The sequence below is a fragment of the Meiothermus sp. genome, from assembly GCF_025056915.1.
Classification (GTDB): Bacteria; Deinococcota; Deinococci; order Deinococcales; family Thermaceae; genus Meiothermus.
Genome location: NZ_JANWVH010000137.1, coordinates 1 through 3535, shown reverse-complemented (window position 1 = coordinate 3535; position 3535 = coordinate 1). Strand labels below are relative to the sequence as shown.

Sequence of the window (3535 nt, the reverse complement as noted above, 5' to 3'; positions counted from 1 at the left end):
ACCAGGGTCTTTCCCACAGCGGTCTCCGGCCGCCAGGCCGGGCGGTGCTGGAAGAGGTAGTTCACGCAGACGGCCAGGTAATGGTTGGGGTTCATCAGCCCCTCCTGGGTCACGATGCCGTGCCGGTCGGCATCGGGGTCGTTGCCGATGGCCAGGTCGAAGCGCCCCTTCAGCTCGAGGAGGGGGGCCATAGCATAGGGCGAGGAGCAGTCCATGCGGATCTTGCCATCCCTATCCAGCGTCATGAAGGCGAAGCTGGGGTCGATGCGCTCGTTGACCACGCTCAGCTCGAGCCCATACTCCTCGGCGATGCGCTGCCAGACCTCCAGGGCAGCCCCGCCCAGGGGGTCTACCCCTATGCGCACCCCGGCCGCCCGGATGGCCTCCATATCCACGGTGCGCGCGAGCTGCCGCACATAAGGGGTCACGAAGTCGAAGGGCTTTGCCGCCTGGAGGGCTTTGGGCAGGGGCCAGCGCCTGACCTCGGCCAGCCCGTTCAGAAGAATCTGGTTGGCCCGGGCCTGCACCGCCTGGGTCACCCGGGTATCCGCCGGGCCGCCGTGCGGGGGATTGTACTTGAAGCCTCCGTCCTGGGGGGGATTGTGGCTCGGGGTGATGACGATGCCATCGGCCAGGCCCTCGCGGCGGCCGCGGTTGTGCTCCAAAATGGCGTGGGAGATGAGGGGGGTTGGGGTGTAGCCCCGCCCCTCCGCCACCCTGAGCTCTACCCCGTTGGCCGCGAGCACCTCCACCGCGCTCACCCAGGCGGGCTCGGAGAGGGCGTGGGTATCCATCCCCAGGAACAGCGGTCCGCTGATGCCCTGGGATTTTCGGTACTCGGCCACGGCCTGGGCGATGGCCAGGATGTGAGCCTCGTTGAAGGTGCCGGCAAGCGAACTCCCCCGGTGCCCGCTGGTGCCGAAGACCACCTGCTGGGCGGGGTCGGTTGGGTCGGGCCGCAGGGCGTAGTAGCGGCTCACCAGGCGGGGAATGTTGGGCAGGGCGTCGTAAGGCGCGGGCTTTCCCGCCAGAGGATGCGGGCTCATAAGGGGAGTCTAGGGCAGGGTCGGCAGGCTGGGCAACCGGGCGCCCCTGGCGAGGCGCCTAGCCCTGGAGCGAGAGCTCCCGGCCCTTGTGCAGGCTTTCGATCTGGTCGGCTAGGTACTCGGCGAAGGGCATGGCCGCGGTCCAGGCGGGAGAGACGGCGTTGAGCACGTGCAGGCCCTCGGCATTGCCCTCCAGGGTGAAGTCCATCACCAGCCGCCTGGCCTGATGGTCATAGAGCTGGGCGCGGATACCGGGGCGGCCCCAGGTGCGGAAGTTCTCCCGCCGCACCCCCTCCAGAAGGGCCGAGGCCTGGGCAACCAGGTAGGGCTGGGCGTACTTCTTGACCTCCTCCAGGGCCAGCGTGCGGAAGTTGAAGTCGTTGCGCAGGAACAGGAGGGCCTCGTCCCACACGATGGAAAGCGCCTCGCGCAGATTGAAGCCCTGCAGCCCCTGGTAGTGCTCCCGCCAGAAGGCGGGGATGGCGGTAGGACCAATCTTGACCTGGCCCTCCACCGTGACGGTGAAGTGCACCCCCAAAAAGGGGTTGCGCAGGTCGGGCACGGGGTAGATGTTGGTGCGCAGGGCTCCTTTGGGCTCGCTGCCGTAGAGGTAGAGCCCCTTGAAGGGCAGGATGCGGTAGCGCAGGCCCAAGCCGAAGTCGTGGGCTATCCTGTCGGCATAAAGCCCTGCCGCATTCACCACAAAGCCAGCGCTGAAGACCTCCTTAGGGGTAAGGATGTCGGAGCCGCGCCGGGCCCGGTAGGGCGTACCCAGAAGAATCTCGATTCCCTGCGCGCGGCACTCCTCCGCCACCGCAGCCATGCACTCCTTGGGGTCTACGGTGGCGGTGTGGGGAGACCAGAGGACCAGCTCCACCGACTTGACCCTGGGCTCGATGCGCCTGGCCTCCTCCAGCGAGATCAGGTGGGTCTCCACCCCGTTGAGGTCGCCGCGCCGCTTGAGCTCGCGCAGGCCCTCCACCTCCTGCTCGTTCTTGGCCACCACCAGCTTGCCGCAGCGGTTGATCCTGAGGCCGCGCTCCTCGATAAAGCGCTTCCAGCGGGCATTGCCCTCGCGGGTAAAGCGGGCTTTGAGGGAGTCGGCAGTGTAGTAGAACCCCGCGTGGAGCACCCCCGAGTTGCGCCCGGAGCCGTGCTGGGCCAGCTCCCGCTCCTTCTCCAGCACGAGGATGCGCGCGCCGGGATTGCGCCGTTTGAGTTCCAGCGCCAAGCTAAGCCCCACGATGCCGGCCCCAATCACCAGGTAGTCACAGGTCTTCATCGGGCCTCATTCTAAGGGTATCCCTAAGGCAGCCCGGTGCAAACGCGCAGGCCGGGGCGGGAGCCCCGGCCCATGGCGAAAAGTCTAGCGCGGCTGGCCCACCCCGGGAGCGAGCCGCAGGGCTGTGGGCAGGCGCAGCCAGATGAACTCGTTGGCGTCCTTCACCTCGGCGCCCCGGCCCCCGGTGGCGGGGTAGTTGTTGTCGTTGGTGACCAGCAGGGTGTTGGGGTCAAGCACCAGCACCGCCTCGATGGTGAGGTAGGGGAAGCGGAAGACCCCGCCCTGGGTGCTGGGGGCCAGGCCGCGGGGGTCGGCGATGTTCAGGAGGTCGGCCACCAGCTCCTTGGTGAAGATACCGTTGGCATCGCGCTTGGTGAGGTCGATCTTGTAGATGCGCTTGAAGCGGGCCTCGGCCCCCTGGCGGCCATCCCGCTCGATGACCAGGTACTCGTTCTCGTTGACCACGGCCAGCTCGCCGATGGCGTGGCTGGGGTCGTCGAACTGGTAGCGGCCTAGGAGGCCCACCCAGCGCTTGGCCTGGGGGTCGAACTCCATCAGGCGCACGGTGCCCGCGGGGTCGCCCGAGACGGTGCCCTCGAGCATGGCGTAAATCTTGGTGCGGGCGGGGTTGGTGGTCATGCCCTCAAAGCCACGGGAGGTGGGCAGGTTGGCCGGGCTGGGCTGGCCGGGGGCCACCGGGTTCATGATGAGGGCGTGGTTCTGCGGCGCCCGCACAAAGTCCTTGCTGGGGTCCTTGCCGGCGCCGAAGTCCGGGGTGGCGAAGGGAGGGTCGAGCAGCACCCCGTTGGCGTCGAAGTGCAGCAGGTAGGGGCCGAACTCGTCGCCCACCCAGAGGGTGCCGTCGGCGGTGAAGACGAAGGACTCGGGGTCGAAGTCGAAGCCGGTGAGGAGCCGCTCGGGGGTGTTCTCGTTCAGGATGGGGAAGGGTATCAGCCGGTTGGGGTCGCGGAGCTGGATGAAGCGGTTCACCTGCACCCTGCCGGGGCCGCCCTGGGCGGTGCGGGGCTGGGGGGTGACCAGGTAGAGCCTAAGCAGGTAGTCGGGGCTGTTGGCCTTGGAGCCGAAGCCGTTGTCGGAAAGCACCCAGTAGCTCCCTGGCTGGGGGCCAAACTGGACGGCGCTGAAACCCTGCACCGGCTGGCTCGAGAAGGGGGGCCGCTCCGCGCGGAAACCGGGGGTCTCACGG

At 68.0% G+C, this 3535-nt stretch carries 2 protein-coding genes and 1 pseudogene; all 3 read right to left on the bottom strand.

The features are described from left to right. Positions 1-1046, bottom strand: a pseudogene (locus NZN28_RS14040) (phosphoglucomutase, alpha-D-glucose phosphate-specific); the annotation flags it as partial. Between the two features lie 58 nt (positions 1047-1104). Continuing rightward, complete coding sequence (gene lhgO / locus NZN28_RS14035; protein WP_295399199.1) at positions 1105-2328, bottom strand: L-2-hydroxyglutarate oxidase; 1224 nt, start codon at positions 2326-2328, stop codon at positions 1105-1107. 84 nt (positions 2329-2412) lie between these two features. Next, a partial coding sequence (locus NZN28_RS14030) for an esterase-like activity of phytase family protein (RefSeq protein ID WP_295399196.1) occupies positions 2413-3535 on the bottom strand: 1123 nt, incomplete at its 5' end.